Here is a 16,385-nt window from a genome sequence, read left to right on the forward strand (position 1 = left end):
TTAGAGAAATCATGTCTGAGTTCACGCAAAATCATTTATCCCAAGATCAATATTGGATGCAGCAAGCAATTGAGTTGGCTCGACTAGGACAATATTCAACCAAGCCGAATCCTAACGTGGGTTGCGTTATTGTCAAAGATGGGCAGCTGATTGGAGAGGGCTATCACCCTAAAGCGGGTCAACCCCACGCAGAAGTTTTTGCACTTCGCCAAGCGGGCGAACATGCTAAAGGCGCGACAGCTTACGTGACTTTGGAACCATGTGCACATTATGGTAGAACGCCGCCTTGTGCAGAAGCATTGGTTAAAGCTCAGGTGAAGAAAGTCGTGGTCGCTTGTTCAGATCCTAACCCATTAGTCGCGGGAAAAGGCGTTCAAATTTTAAAAGCAGCTGGTATTGAAGTTGAAACAGGAATTTGTGTAGAAACTGCAAAAACGCTCAATTTGGGCTTTTTAAAAGCGATGTCTACGGGTTCGCCGTATGTGCGTTTGAAAATTGCATCAAGTTTAGATGGCCGTACTGCAATGGCTTCAGGAGAATCGAAATGGATTACTGGAGCAATAGCTAGACAAGATGTACAACATTGGCGTGCAATTTCGGGTGCTGTGATTACAGGGATTCAAACCGTTTTAGCCGATGATTGTGAATTGAATGTACGTGCATTGGACGGTATTGAGCTAAGTACCGTGGTTCAGCCGAAGCGTATTGTATTGGATCGCCAAGGACAGTTACCACTTTCAGCGAAGATTTTGAAAAATCCTGAAACAGTGATGGTGATGACACCATTTCGTCAAGAACTTGCTGATTTAGGCGTGATACAATTGGCGCCGCAACCCTTAAGTCAATTATTGCAAACTTTAACTCAGCAGTATCAAATTTATGATGTGTTGGTTGAAGCAGGCGCAACTTTATCAACGGCTTTTTTACAGCAGGGTTTAGTTGATGAAATGATCAGTTATGTTGCACCGACTTTACTTGGCCAATCTGCTCGTGCAATGTTCAATGCTGAATTGAGTACAATGGCAGAACAATTGCGTTTTGATTTAGTCGATGTAACCCAACTTGGGCAAGATATTCGCCTAAGATTGCTCCCTATCCAAGAGATGATATGAATCCAGAACCATCGGTTTATCACAAGCGTCGTCATGCAGCACGTACGACTGACGAATATCTTTTTCATCAGCTAGTACCTTATTTAGGCAATAAGCGTCGACTGCTTCATCTCATTTTGGAAGCGCTTGAGATTACGGGCACACTGAATAGTAAGAAAAAGAATCCACCGATTTTTGCTGATTTCTTTGCAGGGAGTGGCGTGGTCTCACGTTTAGCACGTCAAAACGGCTATCGTGTTATTGCAAATGACTGGGAACCGTATAGCCATGCATTGAACAACGCGATTTTAGCCTGTGTTGATGCACCCGCATTTAAAGAATTAGGTGGCTATCAAAAAGCGATCGACTATTTGAATCGATTGCCAGAAGTCAAAGGCTGGGTGACACATAATCTTTGTCCACGTAATGACGATGTGTATGATCCTGCTCGTGACCGTTTGTTCTTCAAACGCCGTAATGGGATGCGTATTGATGCAATTCGTCAACAGATCGCAACTTGGCAAGCGCAAGGTGCAATCAATGATGTCGAAATGAGTGCTCTATTGGCACCACTTTTATATTCGGCAAGTTTTGTTAGTAATACCAGTGGTGTATTTAAGAGCTTTCATCAGGGTTGGGGTGGTCGAACTCAAACGGCGCTAGAACGAATCGAGTCATTAATATGGCTTACTCCGAGCCGTTTCTGTGAGATTGGTGATCCCAAACGACCTGCGGCTGAAATGTGGTGTGTCGATGCACAACATTTAGCCAACCAAATGAGTGGTTTCGAAGTCGATGTTGCCTATCTTGACCCACCTTATAATCAGCATGCCTACAGTAGTAATTACCACGTTCTGAATGCTCTGACTTTATGGGATCAAGTGGATTTACCATCACCTGATACCAAAGGCTTTAAGAGTGGAATTGATCGAGCATGGCGTAAAGAGCGCCCAAGTCCTTATAACTCCTCTAAGTATGCGAAAGAAGCTTATGAAAAGTTATTGGAAACGATTAATGCACGCTATATTTTGACTAGTTATTCGACTGATGGAAATATTGAGCCTAAAGATTTGCTGACTGCTAATTTAAAGCGCGGCAAAGTGACTTTGCTAACTCAAGATGTACCGCGTTATCGAGTGAGTAAACAGCGTCAATCAGAACGTGCACGTGTGCTTGAGTTTATTGTGATTACGGATACCCATGCGAAGTCTGGCCCGCCATTACGACAACTTTTAGGGCAGTTATATCATTTTGCTGAGTTAGGTGGTGTTGATACGACAGGCAATAGTACTCAGCTTGCACTTTGGTAAATTCAAGTAGACACCATTTTGGGATAATGTGGTGTCTATTTTCTATTTTTTCACTTTCTTGTTAATACATATAATTTTATAAAATAAATGATTGTTTTTACATGAATTGTCATTAAATTTAAATCAGTTTTTCTGAATAACTATTTACCTTTAAAATAATTAAAAACAATTACTTATATGCTTTTGTTGCGTGGCTTAATCTTTTTTTTACAAAAAATATTTTACTATTTGGTTGAAAAACTACCATAATAATATTGCTCATTTTCGAAAATGAATATATTTTGCCGAGCTTTATTTCAGGTCATGCCTATACGCAGCACTGACCAAGAGAGGTTGTGATGAGTCGCTCGGAACCCAGCTTGTTGGGGCAATGTATAGCTGAATTTTTTGCTACCGCAGTTTTTTTATCTTTTGGTATTGGTGTCGTGGCTGCGCTTAAACTTGCAGGAGCAAGTCTAGGGTTATGGGAAATCAGCCTTGTATGGGGCTTGGCTGTAGCATTGGCTGTTTATCTATCTGCAGGTATTTCTGGAGCTCATCTCAATCCTGCCGTTACGATCGCATTAGCACTGTTTGCTGGTTTTGATAAACGTAAAGTTCCTTTCTATATTATTGCTCAAGTTTCTGGTGCTGCTTTAGGCGCACTATTGGTCTATGGTTTGTATAGCAATCTATTTATGGATTATGAGCAAACACACCATATGGTACGAGGGAGTGTAGAGAGTTTGGAGTTGGCTGGAATTTTCTCAACCTATCCACATCATTTATTGTCTATTGGACAGGCGTTTATGGTGGAAATGTTTATCACTATGTTATTACTTTGGCTCATCATGGCGATTGGGGATGATCATAATGGTTTGCCACGTGGTGCTTTAGCACCAATTTTGGTGGGTTTATTAGTTGCTGTTATTGGCGCTTCTTTTGGTCCATTAACAGGCTTTGCTATGAATCCTGCACGCGATTTTGGTCCAAAAGTTGTGGCCTATTTTTCAGGCTGGGGTTCAATTGCTTTTACTGGCGGTCGTGATATTCCTTACTTTATTGTGCCTATCTTTGCACCGATTGTTGGCGCTTGCTTAGGGGTATTAGGTTATAAATTATTTTTTAGCCATTTCTTGTTAAATAATACGGTTGAGCTTAAACAGGCGGTCAATAAACGTATCTCTGAAATGCAGTAATTTAAGATTGAAAATAATAAAAGGTGATCAATAGATCGCCTTTTTTATTGCAGGTATTTGAACTCGGAGTCCCTTGTTATCTCTAAGGCTTTGCTTTATGGTATTCGATTCACTATGGCATATATTGCATAAGATTAGGTTAGAACTCCCATGTTTACAGGCATTATTGAAAGTTTAGGTAAGGTTGAGAGCTTACAAAGTGTAGGCGGTGATGTACGTCTACGTATTCAAACTGATTTGGATATGTCTGATGTACATTTAGGTGATTCAATTGCGACGAATGGAATTTGTCTCACAGTGATCGAGTGGGGAAGCAATTGGTATGCTGCAGATGTGTCTCGTGAAAGCTTAAATCGAACGACTTTAGGTCAATGGAAAGTAGGTCAATCCGTCAATGTCGAAAAAGCCATGTTGCCAACAACACGTTTTGGTGGACATATTGTGAGTGGACATGTTGATGGTCTAGGAGAAATTACAGTCGTTCGAGAAGACGCACGTTCATTATATTTTGAAGTAACAGCACCTGTTGAATTGGCAAAATATTTAGCTGAAAAAGGTTCTGTAACTGTCGATGGGATTAGTCTGACCATTAACCATCTACGTGGCAATATTCTGAGTTTGAATCTCATCCCTCATACTGCTGAGCGTACTAATATTGGCACATGGCAAGTTGGTACAAAAGTTAATTTAGAGGTTGATGTGCTGGCACGCTATATCGAGCGCTTATTGTTGGGTGATAGAGCAGCGGAACAAAAAACTGAGTCAAACATCAGTATGGCATTTTTGGCTGAAAACGGTTTCTTAAAATAAAAAATGAAACATAAAAAAGCCCAGTTTAAACTGGGCTTTTTTATTATTTTTCATCTGAGAACTTACTATTTTTCAGAATGTAATCAATTTCATCTTGCGCAAGTGCATGTAGTTTTGCTCGGAATACAGTTACAGCTTGTTCTATTAAGTTTTCTGCTTCTAGTTCTAAGCGAACACGCACACTTTCGAGCTCAGATAAGATTTGCTGGTCATCAATCTGAACACGTTGCCCTTGAGCATAATCAATACTTGGTTGTTCAGGATTTGGTTGATAACGTTCAGTGTGTTGTGCAATTTCTTGATCAATGTGTTGTCGAAGGGCAACAAGATTTTCCGTTTGTTGTTCGAACTGATTTAACTCATCTGCTTGCAGTTGCGCGGCATAAGCAGCTTGGGCAGCACGTTTTTCTGCTAAAGCTTTTTCCAAAGCCAACTGTTTACGAACACGTGCTTGTTCAATTAACTCGGCTTTTAAATGTGCATAAGCTTGATCAATACGTTGTTGAGAGCGTAGCTGAGCTTTTTCTTCGAGTTGTATCCATGTTTGGATTTGTGTTTGTGGTAACAGTAGATCGCAGATACGAGCTAAATCTTCCTGATAGGTCTGACGGACAGTTTCAGGCGTATTTAACCAACGTTTTTTAAAATCTTGACCTACATTTAATGCCACGCGACACTCCTTATACGATGCTATGATTTACAGACTTATAATTTAAATGTGCGTGGCTCAATGCCTAAACGACGATACATCTTAAATTTCTCTCGCCCGATCTGTTTTGCAGTTTCATTATTTTCAATAATTTCGATAATGTGGCGAAAATCTTGAGTTTGTTCAAGTGCATGATTGTTAAAATTAAATACAATCCAATCATTCGATGGCGGTAATTCAGCTGAAATACACACTGGACTATTCAATTGATCAATTCCATGAGCAATAAAGCTACTTGAATCAAAACTCCATAGCTTGTTATCCAACTCATTTTGTAAATTTGAATCAACACAATACCACCAAATCTGTGGGTGCTGATTCAGAATTTTTCGACATAAACGGCAAGCACTTTCAACTTGCCGCTCAACGCTGTTTTCAAACAAATAAAAACTAACTTGTGCCATAGATTAGTTATTCGTTTCAACACGATTCGCTAAAAACTGCATCAGTAATGGTACTGGGCGTCCAGTTGCACCTTTAGCTGCACCAGATAACCATGCTGTACCAGCCACATCAAGATGTGCCCAGCGGTAATCACGAGTGAAACGCTCAAGGAAACATGCTGCAGTTATTGCACCACCATAAGGGCCACCAATATTGGCAATATCGGCAAATGGTGAATCAAGGAGTTCTTGATATTCTTCCATTACAGGCATACGCCATACACGGTCGAGTGATTGTTCACCAGCAAGTTGTAATTCTTGTACCAGTTCATCATCTGGAGAGAATAGCCCACTGACGACTTTGCCTAGCGCAACAACACATGCACCTGTAAGTGTCGCAATATCAATGACAAGCGCAGGATTAAAACGTTTGATATAAGTGAGGGTGTCGCATAGAACCAAACGGCCTTCAGCATCCGTATTCAAAATTTCTACAGTTTGACCACTCATGGTCGTCACAATATCTCCAGGGCGTGTTGCATGACCTGAAGGCATATTTTCTGCTGCTGCGATCGCACCGATAACATGAATTGGCAGTTGAGCTTCGCAAAGTGCTTGCATCGTACCTAATACAGAGGCAGCACCACACATATCGAATTTCATTTCATCCATACCTAAGCCTGGTTTTAATGAAATACCGCCTGTATCAAAAGTAACACCTTTACCGACAAGTACGATAGGTGCTTGATCAGCTTTTGCCTGATATTCAAGTGTAATAATTCTGCCTGGTCGATCAGAGCCTTTACTTACAGCAAGAAAAGCATTCATCCCTAAATCAGCCATTTGCTGTTCATTCAGGATAGTGACTTTTAATAGGTCAGGGTATTGTGCTGCAAGTGCAATCGCCTGATCTGCAAGGTATTCAGGGAAGCAAATATTTCCTGGACGATTGCCTAAATCTCGAGCGTAATTTTGTCCAGACTGAACTGCGTGGACGAGCTTTAGTTGAGCATCATCAAGTACAGTTTCATTTGCAACTAGATTAATGGTTTCTAAGATGAACTCATTTTTTTTAGATTTAAATTCATCATAGGCATAGGCTGCTTGAGTTAAACCTAAGGCAAATAGGTAATGTAAATCAGTTGGTAATGCGCTGAGATCTACAGTGATTTGTCTAAATTTATTTTGTGATGATTTGATAATCGTTTGTGCGAGTTTTGCTAATTTTGTCGCTTTCAATTCAGCACTTTTGCCTAAACCGAGTAAATGTGCATTGGCTTGTACAGCGATATTGGTAATCAGTGCAATATTTTCATTAAAACCAGCTTTGAATTGTGTAGCATTTAGAACATCTTCTAGATGATTGATTTGATAACTATTTAAGTTTTGTTGTAATTGTTCTGAATCAACCAAAATCCACAAAGATTCACTAGACGACTGTGTTGGGAATGCGGTATGAAGGGTAAATTTCATTGTTTGTATAGAACCTAAGCAGCGAAAAAGAAAGATAAGTCCATTAAACACTTTCAGATATGAGGTTGCAATCCGCAACAAGCGATAGGTTTTATATTTTTAACATTCGGGTAAACTAGCACTACCCCTCGATTGGTCTATTTTTGGAAGCATTACTTTGATTATTCGGCGTTATCTCGTCAAACAAGTGGTCTCCACCTCTTTGGTTGTGACTGCTTTGCTCACTTTAATTATTATGGGTGGGCAGTTAATCAAGATTTTTGGGCGAGCTGCACAGGGTCGTTTAGACGCTAGTGTGTTGCTGAGTATCATTGCTTATCGTTTGCCAGAGTTTCTAACTTTAATTTTGCCATTGGGTTTCTTCATTGGACTCATGCTGGTTTTTGGTCGTCTATATGTTGACCATGAAATGGCGGTTTTAAATGGCAGTGGTGTTAGCCGTAATCAATTGGCCAAACTTTTATTGCCGATGACATTTGTTTTTTTGATTGTTCAAGCAATATTAATGTTTTGGGGTTCATCATCTGGAATTCGTGCTTACGAAAGCTTGATGCAAACACAAGCAGTGCGAGCAGGTTTTGATCTGGTTCGACCAAAGGAGTTTATCTCCTCGGGGCCGTATACCATTTATGCAGGTTCACTTTCCGAAGATCGAAAAAATTTAAAAGATATTTTTTATTATCAGAAAGCCGATCGTGAAGATAAACCAGATGTGATGATTTTAGCCAAAGAAGCGACACGTGTCGAAATGGCAAATGATACAGCGAATGTCGTTGATTTGGTTCAAGGTCGCCGTTACGAAATTTATCCGAATCAGCCGCGCTATACCCAAGCAGAATTTCAATCTTATCGCTTACGTTTAGAGAATGATAAAGACGTTAAGTTTGAAAGCGATGATGTTGAAGCTTTATCCATGTCTAAGCTATGGGAAAGACGTGATGACCCTGTTATTCGCAGCGAGCTTGGTTGGCGTATCTTTGGTCCATTTGTGATTATTATTGGATTGATGCTTGCGGTTGCGTTATCTGAAGTAAGTCCACGCCAAGGCCGATATTATCGTCTTATTCCATCTATATTTATTTTCGCCAGCCTGATTGTATTGATGATTGCGATTAAAACGCGGATTAGTAAGGAACAACTGGATATCTGGGCTTATCCTGTCGCATTAATGATTTATGCTATTGTGGCGGCAATTTTTGCACGGAAACAAAAGTTAGCACCAAAACTTAAGAAAAGTATTCAGCGAGTGGGGTTGTAATGTTAGCACGTCGAATAGTCGCCAAACATGTGACAAAAACTACAGTCCTTGCGATGCTGGGCACAACGCTCGTGTTATCTTTTTTACAAATATTATTCACTTACTTAGGTGAGTTAGGCTCGCTGAAACCCACTTATAATGCATGGCAAGCTTTCCTATATGTGATATGGGGTGCACCGAGTTATTTATATGAAATTTTACCTGTGGCAGCACTGATAGGTTCTGTCTTAGGCTTAGGCGCACTCGCATCGAATAGTGAACTCATCGTCATGCGTTCGGTTGGTATCAGTTTGTGGCGTATAGTGGGTTGGGTGATGCGCTCAGCTTTACTCTTAATTGTATTGTCTTTTGTATTGAGTGAATGGGTGATTCCTTATACCAATGAAAAAGCACAGAGTATAAAAAGCCAACGTAGTGTTGCTGCACTGGGTGAGGTAAAAGGCTATTGGTCGCGTGAAGGTCAACGTTTTATCTATATTGATTATGCGAATTCCCAAGGTCAATTGCGTAATATTCAAGCGATTGATTTTGATCAGAACTATCGATTGCAGTCCTTTGTCACTGCTGAAAAAGGCCAGTTTTTAAAAGATGGTCAGTGGACTTTAGACAAATCACATCAGGTTGATTTACTTGCTCAAGGGAATGCGATTAAAACGGATCACGAGCAACAAGCGTTAGGATTGGCTTTACAACCTAAATATGTACATATGGTGACTTTGGACCCAGATGATTTATCTCCAAGTCAATTGATTAGTTTTATGCAGTATTTATCAGAATATAGCCAAGTTCCAAAGACCTATGAGTTAGCCTTTTGGAAAAAAGTCACGTCTCCATTTGCACTGATTACGTTGGTTCTTATTGCCTGCTCATTTATTTTTGGTCCATTGCGTCAGCAGTCGATGGGTTTTCGCTTGGTTATCGCACTTTTCACTGGGTTAGGGTTCTTTTATTTACAAGACTTTTTAGGTTATGCAAGTCTGGTCTATGCGCCATCTCCAGCGTGGTTTGTCTTGCTGCCAATCCTGTTGATGTTTGCGGCAGGGAGTTATTTGCTCTATCGTGCACGTTAGAGGTCTGAATAGTTTGAATTGATAATCATTATTGATTAAAGCGTCTGCAAGATCATGGAGAAATTTGTCAAATTTCGGTAGACTATGCCGATCAAATGATAGACAAACAGAGAGTCCATTATGACGGATGCAAATGCTGGCAAAATTCCTCACGTTCTTGTAATTATGGATGGTGTAGGACATCGTGAAGCAGTTGAGGATAATGCATATTTAGCAGCAAAAACACCAAATCTGACTGCGATGAAAGCAAAGCATCCAAATAGTTTGATTTCAGGTTCTGGCGAAGATGTAGGCCTACCTGATGGACAAATGGGTAACTCTGAAGTGGGTCATATGAACTTAGGTGCAGGTCGTGTTTTATATCAGGACTTTACACGGATTACTAAAGATATTCGGACAGGTGCTTTTTTTGAGCATGAAGTGTTAGTTGATGCGGTTGAAAAAGCCAAAGCAGCAAATGGCGCCGTTCATGTCATGGGGTTATTGTCACAAGGTGGAGTGCATTCGCATGAAGATCATATTGTGGCGATGTGTGAGCTAGCATTAAAACGTGGCGCAACAGTATATCTACACGCTTTCCTTGATGGTCGTGATACCCCTCCACGTAGCGCAAAGCCTTCATTAGAAAAAATCGATGCTTTATTTGCTCAGTATCCAAATCAAGGTCGTATCGTTTCGATGATTGGTCGTTATTTTGCAATGGATCGTGATAACCGCTGGAATCGTGTTGAACTCGCTTATCGTTTAATGACAGAAGGCGAGGCAGTCCGTGTTGTAAACTCAGCTGTAGAAGGTTTAGAGCAAGCCTATGCAGCAGAAGAAAATGATGAGTTTGTTCAAGCAACACGTATTGGTGAAATTGCCAAAATCCAAGATGGCGATAGTGTGGTTTTCATGAACTTCCGTGCTGATCGTGCGCGTGAAATCACCCGTGCCTTTGTTGAGAAAGATTTTACTGGGTTTACGCGTAAAGTCGTTCCAATTTTATCTAAATTTGTGATGCTAACGCGCTATCAGGCAAGTATTGATGCACCAGTTGCATACATGCCAGAAGAGCTTAAAAATTCCATCGGTGAATATTTATCTGGTTTGGGCAAAACCCAATTGCGTATTGCTGAAACAGAGAAATATGCGCATGTGACATTCTTTTTCAGCGGTGGTCGTGAAGATGAATATCTAGGAGAGAAACGTATTTTGATTCCTTCTCCAAATGTCGCAACCTATGATCTAAAACCAGAAATGAGTGCTTATGAAGTCACTGATGAGTTAGTAGATGCTATTAATTCGGGTGAGTTTGACCTTCTGGTTGTCAATTATGCCAATGGTGACATGGTCGGACATACTGGTGTATTTGATGCAGCAGTGAAAGCGGTTGAAACTGTTGATACGTGTTTAGGTCGTGTCTATGAAGCAGTAATGGCAAACAAAGGTCATATGTTAATTACAGCGGATCATGGTAATGTAGAGCAAATGCAAGACTACGACAGTGGACAAGTTCATACACAACATACCACTGAATTGGTGCCATTTATTTATGTGGGCCCAACTCAAGCAACGATTGCAGAGGGTGGTGTATTGGCTGATGTTGCACCAACATTGCTTCATTTGATGAATATTCCAGTACCTTCCGACATGCAAGGTAAGAATTTAATTACTTTAAAATAAGGTGAACTTATGACCCAACACAACAACATTTATCGAGGATTGTTTGCGAGTTTGTTGATGTGTTGGGGATCACATACGTTATCTGCACCTATTACACATGCCTCAGGATGGGGGGAAGAGACTACAAGTCGAAATGCTGAAGTGCCACTTGAATCTATTCAGCAATTTGTACAGATTTATGGGATTGTGAAAGATAACTACGTTGATAAAAAAACAGACGATGCACTTTTTCAGCAAGCAATCAAAGGGTTAGTGAGCGGTTTAGATCGTTATTCGCGTTATTTATCCGCCGAAGAATACCGCCAGCTTATTCAATACACTGAAGGTGATCTGGCTTCTGTTGATTTCAATTTAAATTACGATGCTCATACTCGTTTATGGCAAATTCAAGACCTAAAATCAGGATCTGATTCTAGTAAGTTGGGTTTGCGTAATGGACAAGCCATACTCAAAGTCGATAATCAAGAATTAAAGAGTTTAAATCAGGATCAAGTGCAAGGTCTGCTGTATGGCTCGATAGGCAGTACCGTACAAATACAACCAGAAAATAATAATAGTACGGTAATTTTGGTTCGAAATAAAAAAGTTGAGACAGATATTGAACCTGTTTTACTACATAATCAGGTGCTTGTACTTAAAATTAGAGTGTTTCAACAAGATACAGCAAATGAAATTAAACGTTTAATCGAAGAATATAGTACAACTAAACTCAAGGCAGTCGTTCTTGACCTGCGTAATAATCCAGGAGGTTTATTGTCGGCTGCTGTTGAATCAACAGATTTATTCTTGAATCAAGGATTAATTGTGACGACAAAAAGTCGTTCAGAAGGAGATCAACAATTTCAGGCTTTACCCTCAAATGAATTTCAAAATATAAAATTAGGTATCTTAATCAACCATCGTTCAGCCTCGGCAGCTGAAGTATTCACCGCAGCATTAAAAGAACATAAACGTGCGTGGGTTGTAGGTGAAAATAGCTATGGAAAAGGTGTGGTACAGAAATTATTTCCATTACCGAGTGGTGCAGCACTGCAAATGACGGTCTCACATTATTACACGCCCAATGGGAACATGATTGAAGGTCAAGGAATTCAACCGAATCAAAGTTATCCGTTGTTACCTGAAATGAAAGAAGATGGTTATTTGGAACATGTCACAGATTTGGTTCTAAAAAGTAAAATTTAACTCTGTACACGACAAATTTCATAGGGCCCTTGTCCTATCAGGCTTTTTCTTCCTTAAAATTGCGAGCACTTTCTTAAATTCTTCTTTTTTTCCAAAACCAATCAAACGTAGAATAGCCATTTGAACATAGTCCAAACCGTATCGAAATAAACTTACTGAAAGTCGTCCATGCTTCTTTATTTTTATCGTTTTTTTTCGATCATGTTGCCATTCACCTGTTAAATAGCACCAACAGAAACCGATCGCTAGCACTGCTATCAATTTCTTGACTCGTCTAGGGTCTGTTAAACGAGTATTTTCAAGATTGAATCCACGTCCTTTGAGACAACTAAATAAGGTTTCGATTTCCCAGCGTAATGCATAATCACGAATAGCAGAAGCATTAAACATACGAGAAACAACAAGTAAAAGTTCTCCATCTTCTAATCGTAGCGCACTAATATACAGTTTCACTCGACCAACCCAAATACGTCGTTTACGACATTCAGTTTGACCAACTTGAAGATGACGAAATAAATCACTAATTTTATGATTCTTGGCTAAGTGATTGGTCACAATAAAGTTTTTTTAACACGTATACAGAAGTTAATGTCATTTTCAATTCACCATGTAAACCATTTCTCACCGATAAATTCTCTGTCTGCGAACACATTCACAATACGATCTTTACCAAAAATGGAGATAAAGCGTTGAATCAAAGCAATACGCTCTTTTGTATCTGAATTTCCACGTTTATTGAGCAATGTCCAAACAATAGGTATCGCTATTCCACGATAGACGATGGCTAACATCAAGATATTGATATCTCGTTTTCCCCATTTCCAGTTAGTTCTATCCAAAGTTAATTGGACTTTGTCGAATGAAAACATATTGAAAATCAACTGAGAAATTTGACGATAATCAAAATACTGACCTGCAAAGAAGCGTTGTATACGTCGATAAAATGATTGTGGTAAGCACTTGATGGGTAAGGCTTTAGATGCAGAAGAAAGGTTGCATGTCTGTTTTACAATTAATGCCAGCATAATCAGTGTAAAACATTTTACATGTGACTTGTTCCACTTTAGATATTTGTTTAAGATGAGATATAACTCATTGAAATGTGTCATCATATTCGTCGTCAGAAAACAAGTATTATGCCATTATTTCAATGAGTTATCTTTTTTTGTCGTGTACAAAGAAAATTTAATTAAAAAATAAAGCCCCTATTTAGGAGCTTTATTTTTAAGACTATTCATCATCTTCTGTATCTAAACCAAATTTTTTCAAACGATAACGTAAAGAACGGAAAGTCATTCCTAATTTCTTTGCTGCTAACGTTCGGTTCCAATGGGTTAAATTCAGTGCATTGAGAAGAATCTCTTTTTCAATATTTTCTAAATAGAGCTCCAGTCCTTCAGATGGTAGCTTTTTAGAACCCATAGGGCTAGTGCTTACCGCATGATCATTTTCATCTTGTGTTGAAAATGAGACTGTTGGCGTTGCAATAGGGCTACGTAGAGGAGCTGTTTGTAGATGAGCTAGATCAATGGTTTCATCATCACTGAGCGTAATTGCACGTTCAATAATATTTCGAAGCTCGCGTACATTACCTGGAAAATATTGTTGCAATAAGAATTGTTCAGCACGAGAAGAAAGGGTTTTGACAGAGACTTCCCATTCTTGGCTGATTTTCTGAATAAAGTGATTTGCTAACAATAAGATATCTTGCCCACGTTCGCGTAATGGTGGAAGCACAATATCCATGACGTGAATACGGAAAAATAAATCTTGTCTAAAACGACCTTGTTGCACTAGTAATTCAAGATCTTGATGACTCGCACTGATGACCCGGAAATCAACATCAATTTCTTGATCTGAGCCGACAGGGCGAATTTTCTTTTCTTGTACAGCACGAAGCAGTTTTACCTGCATACTTAAGGGTAATTCAGCGATCTCATCTAAGAATAAACTACCCCCATGTGCGGAAAGAATTAAACCTTGTTTGTCTTGGGTTGCGCCTGTAAAGCTGCCTTTTTTATGACCAAATAGTTCACTTTCCATTAACTCTGTTGGAATAGCACCACAGTTGATCGCAATAAAAGGTCCTTCACTACGGTTACTCAGACGATGAACTAAATTGGCAACAACTTCTTTTCCTGTCCCTGATTCACCGGTAATAAAGACAGGGGCTTGAGATCGAGCAATTTTCTTTAAAGCAATCCGTAATTGCTGAATGGGCGTAGATCGACCAATGAACAGTTTATTTTCTAATGCGCTTTCAGCAGCTTCTTGTTCAGGCTGTGGTCGATTCAATGCTTTTTGAATCAATTGATCTAAATGAGTTTGATTGACAGGTTTACTGACAAAATCAAAAGCACCTGCTTTTAATGCAGCAATTGCAATATCCATATTGCCATAGGCTGTCAGTACCGCAATCGGTGTGTTGGGATAGTTCTGCGTTACATGTTTAACTAAATCGAGACCATTGCCATCTGGAAGGTTCAGGTCTGTTAAACAGGCATCATACTGAAATTCGGTAAAGAATTTTTTTGCTTGCTCTACACGATAGGCAAGATGGGTTTTAATCCCCATTCGTGCAAGCGTCATTTGCATGAGGAGACATAAGTCTTCTTCATCGTCTACTAGCAAGACGAGTGGTTGTTTAGTTGCCATTTCCCCGAAAACCTAATCTGAATCAATGAATTTTTGAGCATTCAATCCTGAAACATGCTCCTTGTTGTCGCTCTACGTAAGTGAGCTTTGCATGATTTGCCTCACAAAAGGTGTGAGACAGGTACAATCCTAAACCAGTTCCTTTAATTTCGGTACTAAAAAATGGTTTGAATAGCTGAGAAATATCTCGTTTTGCGACACCCGTACCAAAATCAATCACATCAATACAGGTTCGGCCCTCTTTTAAATGTACCTGCACCTCAATATGTTCGGCATCTGCGGCATTATGCCTCAAAGCATTACGAATCAGGTTAATTAGAACTTGGCGTAATTGTTTCTCATCAAAAAGAATATTAATGCGTTCTGCAAGATTGAGTTTAATCATATGTTTCGCATCGACTAGATCTTCATTCAATAGGCTCTCAAAAAAATCAGCCAATTGAATGACTTGTGGCTCAGTTGGTTTGTTGCGCGCCATGCCTAATGTATCTTGCACAATATTATCAATACGTCTAGCTTGTTTGCTAATCATACGACAGAGCATTTCTTGTTGATGACTGTCACTTTCTTTAAATAATTCATTGGCCTGTACAATTGCAGCCAGAGGGTTGCGAATTTCGTGGGCAATACTGGCTGAGAGCTGTCCTAAAGCCGCCAGTTTCAATTGCTGGACTTGTTGCGTGAGTTTTTGTGCATCTTTCAAGATAAGTAAAATTAATGATTGTTCGGGGACGATTAGGTGTTTAACACGGATATTGATTGTGTAAGGACTTTGTTGTGATTCAAAACTAAATTCCTCACCATCTTCTAAGTCACTAAATTTAATTAACTCGAATAAGTCAGGTTGCCATTTGAGTAATGGTGTTTTTTCAGGAGAAACAGGAATATGAATGCCTAATAATCTATTAGCGGCTGGGTTACTCAGTACGATATGGTTACTGGTATCTAAAACCAAGTAACCATCTTCGATTTGCTCCAAAATATAGCGGTTAATATTTTGCAGCTGATGAATTTCAATCGACTGATGAAAAGTGAGTGTTTCTAAAATCTTAAAGCGTTGAACGGCAATACGACCAATTGCGTGTACTACAAAAAATAAGAATGCAAGTAATGCGCTATTACCAAGATTATTTAGATTGGTATAATCAAAAAAGTTGCCCAGAAAACATTGATAAACAACCATAATAACGGCAAAAAGCGTCACAATCAGTGAAAGATGAGCATTTAGGAGAATTGCTGAGGAGAAAATAATGATGACGTACAATAAGCTTAATTGTAAATTCGGACCACCTGCCGAAAAGGTAATCACACTTAAACAGATCACGTCTATAATAAAAATAAAAATGAGTTGTTTGCTGATTTGTAATGGAACTATTTTTAGTAAAAAAAGCTGAAAAATATTAAAGCTGATATAACAAATCAGAGTGTAAAAATATAAAAATGGATAATCATAATTGGTAGCAAGCTGCTCTGCGGTAAGTAAGTAAATAAGGATTAGACTGATTGAAATAATCAGTCGATATCCACTATACCAAATTCCGAGCCGATAAACGGTTTGGGACACTGAGGACGCAATTTTTCCCAACATAAGCGATCAC

At 39.3% G+C, this 16,385-nt stretch carries 13 protein-coding genes and 1 pseudogene; 8 read left to right on the forward strand and 6 right to left on the reverse strand.

Translation table 11 applies throughout. From position 1 onward, the window contains the following. The first annotated feature begins 11 nt into the window (after positions 1–11). The 4 genes from ribD to ABLB98_RS01080 all read left to right on the forward strand — a co-directional run bounded on the left by ribD (position 12) and on the right by ABLB98_RS01080 (position 4,389). Complete coding sequence (gene ribD / locus ABLB98_RS01065; protein WP_249570662.1) at positions 12–1,112, forward strand: bifunctional diaminohydroxyphosphoribosylaminopyrimidine deaminase/5-amino-6-(5-phosphoribosylamino)uracil reductase RibD; 1,101 nt, start codon at positions 12–14, stop codon at positions 1,110–1,112. Further along, the gene (locus ABLB98_RS01070; RefSeq protein WP_004659442.1) at positions 1,109–2,401 is read left to right on the forward strand and encodes a DNA adenine methylase; all 1,293 of its coding nucleotides are present in this window, start codon (positions 1,109–1,111) and stop codon (positions 2,399–2,401) included. Before ribD ends, ABLB98_RS01070 begins: the two co-directional genes overlap by 4 nt. Before the next feature lie 338 nt (positions 2,402–2,739). Beyond that, positions 2,740–3,579, forward strand: coding sequence for an MIP/aquaporin family protein (locus ABLB98_RS01075; protein ID WP_178883055.1), 840 nt, complete (start codon positions 2,740–2,742; stop codon positions 3,577–3,579). A gap of 150 nt (positions 3,580–3,729) precedes the next feature. Beyond that, complete coding sequence (locus ABLB98_RS01080; RefSeq protein WP_004680777.1) at positions 3,730–4,389, forward strand: riboflavin synthase; 660 nt, start codon at positions 3,730–3,732, stop codon at positions 4,387–4,389. Positions 4,390–4,432: 43 nt separating this feature from the next. Here ABLB98_RS01080 and ABLB98_RS01085 read toward each other — a convergent pair whose 3' ends face one another. The 3 genes from ABLB98_RS01085 to ABLB98_RS01095 are packed head-to-tail and all read right to left on the reverse strand — an operon-like array spanning position 4,433 to position 6,954. Continuing rightward, entirely contained in the window at positions 4,433–5,059 is a 627-nt protein-coding gene (locus ABLB98_RS01085) for a hypothetical protein (RefSeq protein ID WP_348883362.1), read from the reverse strand. A 35-nt stretch (positions 5,060–5,094) separates the two neighbouring features. Beyond that, positions 5,095–5,502: a DNA polymerase III subunit chi gene (locus ABLB98_RS01090; protein WP_046738933.1), complete on the reverse strand. Its 408-nt coding sequence runs from the start codon at positions 5,500–5,502 to the stop codon at positions 5,095–5,097. A 3-nt stretch (positions 5,503–5,505) separates the two neighbouring features. Further along, a complete protein-coding gene (locus tag ABLB98_RS01095) occupies positions 5,506–6,954 on the reverse strand; it encodes a leucyl aminopeptidase (RefSeq protein WP_087547837.1) in 1,449 nt (482 codons plus the stop codon). A gap of 157 nt (positions 6,955–7,111) precedes the next feature. Between ABLB98_RS01095 and lptF the strand changes: the two genes are divergently transcribed. The 4 genes from lptF (at position 7,112) to ABLB98_RS01115 (ending at position 12,132) form a co-directional block, all read left to right on the forward strand. Next, the gene (gene lptF / locus ABLB98_RS01100) at positions 7,112–8,212 is read left to right on the forward strand and encodes an LPS export ABC transporter permease LptF (RefSeq protein ID WP_348883361.1); all 1,101 of its coding nucleotides are present in this window, start codon (positions 7,112–7,114) and stop codon (positions 8,210–8,212) included. Further along, complete coding sequence (gene lptG / locus ABLB98_RS01105; RefSeq protein WP_348883360.1) at positions 8,212–9,282, forward strand: LPS export ABC transporter permease LptG; 1,071 nt, start codon at positions 8,212–8,214, stop codon at positions 9,280–9,282. The genes lptF and lptG overlap by 1 nt, the downstream gene beginning before the upstream one ends. Positions 9,283–9,402: 120 nt before the next feature. Further along, positions 9,403–10,947: a 2,3-bisphosphoglycerate-independent phosphoglycerate mutase gene (gpmI, locus tag ABLB98_RS01110; protein ID WP_348883359.1), complete on the forward strand. Its 1,545-nt coding sequence runs from the start codon at positions 9,403–9,405 to the stop codon at positions 10,945–10,947. A gap of 9 nt (positions 10,948–10,956) precedes the next feature. After that, complete coding sequence (locus ABLB98_RS01115; protein WP_087545139.1) at positions 10,957–12,132, forward strand: S41 family peptidase; 1,176 nt, start codon at positions 10,957–10,959, stop codon at positions 12,130–12,132. An 18-nt stretch (positions 12,133–12,150) separates the two neighbouring features. On the opposite strand, the pseudogene ABLB98_RS01120 reads toward ABLB98_RS01115, so the two are convergent. From ABLB98_RS01120 to ABLB98_RS01130, 3 genes and pseudogenes are all read right to left on the reverse strand, one after another. After that, positions 12,151–13,241 (reverse strand): annotated as a pseudogene (locus ABLB98_RS01120) (IS4-like element ISAba33 family transposase). 121 nt (positions 13,242–13,362) lie between these two features. After that, positions 13,363–14,787, reverse strand: coding sequence for a sigma-54 dependent transcriptional regulator (locus tag ABLB98_RS01125; protein ID WP_348883479.1), 1,425 nt, complete (start codon positions 14,785–14,787; stop codon positions 13,363–13,365). Positions 14,788–14,809: 22 nt separating this feature from the next. Continuing rightward, positions 14,810–16,375, reverse strand: a complete 1,566-nt coding sequence (locus ABLB98_RS01130; protein WP_348883480.1) for an ATP-binding protein — start codon at positions 16,373–16,375, stop codon at positions 14,810–14,812. Positions 16,376–16,385: the final 10 nt, after the last annotated feature.

This window comes from Acinetobacter yuyunsongii (assembly GCF_041021915.1).
In the GTDB taxonomy this organism is placed as follows: Bacteria; Pseudomonadota; Gammaproteobacteria; order Pseudomonadales; family Moraxellaceae; genus Acinetobacter.